Here is a 2,720-nt window from a genome sequence, read left to right as displayed (position 1 = left end):
GGCCGTCCATCTGTTCGCTGTACTGCTGCAAGTACGGCAACTCCTCGGCGCACGGCCCACACCAGTACGCCCACAGATTGATCAGGGCAGGACGACCGGCCAGCGCCTGAGCCACGTCGACGAGGCTGCCGTCACCGATGCACTCCAGCACGATCCCCGACAGTGGCCCACTCGCCGGCCCACTTGATTGCCCACCAGACGGCCCACCAGCATCCGAAGTCGGGCACGCCGCCAACTGCGCGCGCTCACGAAGAGGCGCCAACGCGTCAGCGGTGTCGGCCGCACGACGTTCCTCTGCAATCGGCGCCCCCTGCCCGGGAACACCCTGACCCGGCAACGCGGTGTCCGATACCGGTTCGTCGCCGCGGGGCCAGATTGCGTACACCAGCGCACCGACCAGGAGAAGAGCCGCCAGCGACCACCGAGCAGCAGAGCTCACTGTGCGCTTCCCGCATACCCGGGTCGTTCCGCAGGCTCCACTCCCGTAGACCCGGGTCGTTCCGCAGGCTCCACTCCCGCCAGTGCGAGGAGGTGCTCGGTCTCGGGACCTTTCACCAGAGCCGCGGCAGCGACCTTGTCCGTCGGACCCAGTCCGTACGACGGACAGTCCTTCGCCAGAACGCAGACCCCGCAGGCAGGCGTGCGGGCGTGACACACCCGACGGCCGTGGAAGATGACGCGATGGGACAGCAGCGTCCATTCCTTGCGCTCGATGAGTGCGCCGATGGCGTGTTCGACCTTGACGGGGTCTTCTTCCTCGGTCCACTGCCATCGGCGGACGAGGCGGCCGAAGTGGGTGTCGACGGTGATGCCGGGAACGTCGAAGGCATTTCCCAGGACGACGTTGGCCGTCTTGCGGCCGATGCCGGGAAGCGTCACCAGGTCCTTCAGATTCCCGGGGACTTCTCCGTCGAATCGTTCGAGGAGGGCGGCGCCGAGTCCGATCAGCGAGTTGGCTTTGTTTCGGTAGAAGCCGGTGGTGCGGATGTACTCCTCGAGTTCGGTACGGTCCGCTTCGGCATAGTCCTTGGCAGTGCGATATCTCACGAACAGCGCGGGAGTCACCATGTTGACGCGTTTGTCGGTGCATTGAGCCGACAGGATGGTCGCCACGGCCAGTTCCAGCGGAGTCGTGAAATCGAGCTCGCAGTAGACGTGTGGAAAGGCCCGCGCAAGCTCGCGATTCATTCGCCTGGCCCGCCGCGTGAGCCCCAGTTTCGTCTCCTCGCGGGCACGCGCTCGGAGCGGTGACGGGACGGTCGATTTCACTCCACAACTGTACGGACAAGCTTCGGCAACGAATCGGCCCTGTGTTCTTATCGAGACCTTTTCGGTGTTTACTGCTCGGTATGCAAGGACTCGCCGTAGTGCTCTTCCCTGTGCTCCTGATGTTGTTCGCCCTCGCCATGGAGCGCGTGGAGTTCCGCCTGAGCAAGCTGGGTGTCCGCGAACAAGAAGTGCAGGAGTTCCTCGATCAGGCCAGCAAGGCCGAGGTCGCAACCCTGGCAAAGGAAGGTATGCCGAACGCCCTGGAGCGGTTCAACAACCGAAAGGGCCGCGCCCCGGCGCCTCGCGATCTGGCCGACCAACGCGCGAGCTGACGATTTTGCCCGGTTTCGGGTTAATTCCAGGTGAACTCACACTTACGTAATTTTCCTTCACGGCGTTCGGTGGCGCCGATCACTCATAATCCACCTCGGCGAAGTAGACTTCACCGAGATTATTGTCATGTTTCGATCAAAGACGTGATCCGGGAGTCGCGAGGCTCTCGGTTCACGCCGCGAGATACACCTTTCGTCGACGCAGGTGACTGCGCCGGCGACATCCCAAAAGGAGCGCAAGTGGACGACGTCCTGGCACGAGCCGGCATCTTCCAAGGAGTCGAGCCGTCTGCGGTAGCAGCGCTGACGAAGCAGCTGCAGCCGGTAGATTTTCCCCGAGGCCATGTGGTCTTCAACGAGGGCGAACCAGGCGATCGGCTCTACATCATCGTCTCCGGCAAGATCAAGCTCGGTCGCCGCTCCCCCGACGGCCGCGAAAACCTGCTGACCATCATGGGTCCGTCGGACATGTTCGGTGAACTGTCTATCTTCGACCCGGGCCCCCGCACGTCCACCGCCACCACGGTCACCGAAGTGCGTGCCGTCAGCATGGATCGCGACGCCCTCAAGGCCTGGATCGATCAGCGCCCCGAGATCGCGGAGCAGCTTCTTCGTGTTCTGGCCCGTCGCCTGCGTCGCACCAACAACAACCTCGCGGACCTCATCTTCACCGACGTCCCCGGACGTGTCGCCAAGGCACTGCTGCAGCTCGCGCAGCGCTTCGGCACCCAGGAAGCAGGGTCGCTGCGCGTCACGCACGACCTGACTCAGGAAGAGATCGCCCAGCTCGTGGGTGCGTCGCGCGAAACCGTCAACAAGGCTCTCGCCGACTTCGCTCACCGCGGTTGGTTGCGCCTCGAAGGCAAGAGCGTTCTGATCTCGGACTCCGAGCGCCTGGCCCGACGCGCCCGCTAGTTCCGGCTCAGTTCTCCCGCAGGTAGGTCAGCTGCGTCTTGACGGACATGCGTGCAGCCGGCCACAGCTTCTTGTCAATGTCCGAGTAGACGTGCCTGACCACCTGCATCGGCTTGGCGTCCTGGCCGAGGTTGCTCAGAGCGGCCTTCACCTGAGCCAGGCGCTCGAGCCGATGCGAACGGTAGAAACGCGTGACCTCGGCGG

At 64.0% G+C, this 2,720-nt stretch carries 4 protein-coding genes and 1 pseudogene; 2 read left to right on the top strand and 3 right to left on the bottom strand.

Features of this window, described 5'->3' with window-relative positions; genetic code table 11:
• On the bottom strand, window positions 1-439 hold a 439-nt coding region (locus WBQ44_RS09180; RefSeq protein WP_495566392.1), incomplete at its 3' end, for a TlpA family protein disulfide reductase.
• Window positions 436-1,188, bottom strand: coding sequence for an endonuclease III (gene nth, locus WBQ44_RS09175; RefSeq protein ID WP_495566393.1), 753 nt, complete (start codon window positions 1,186-1,188; stop codon window positions 436-438). The genes nth and WBQ44_RS09180, both read right to left, overlap by 4 nt.
• 161 nt (window positions 1,189-1,349) lie before the next feature.
• Here nth and WBQ44_RS09170 point away from each other — a divergent pair, with 161 nt between their 5' ends.
• Together WBQ44_RS09170 and WBQ44_RS09165 are read left to right on the top strand one after the other, a co-directional pair.
• Entirely contained in the window at window positions 1,350-1,601 is a 252-nt protein-coding gene (locus WBQ44_RS09170; protein WP_495566391.1) for a hypothetical protein, read from the top strand.
• 240 nt (window positions 1,602-1,841) lie between these two features.
• A complete protein-coding gene (locus WBQ44_RS09165) occupies window positions 1,842-2,516 on the top strand; it encodes a Crp/Fnr family transcriptional regulator (RefSeq protein WP_019662947.1) in 675 nt (224 codons plus the stop codon).
• A gap of 7 nt (window positions 2,517-2,523) precedes the next feature.
• On the opposite strand, the pseudogene WBQ44_RS09160 reads toward WBQ44_RS09165, so the two are convergent.
• Window positions 2,524-2,720, bottom strand: a pseudogene (locus WBQ44_RS09160) (MBL fold metallo-hydrolase); the annotation flags it as partial.

The sequence above is a fragment of the Rhodococcus sp. (in: high G+C Gram-positive bacteria) genome, from assembly GCF_049591685.1.
GTDB lineage: Bacteria > Actinomycetota > Actinomycetes > Mycobacteriales > Mycobacteriaceae > Rhodococcoides.
This window is presented reverse-complemented; position numbering and strand designations above follow the sequence as displayed.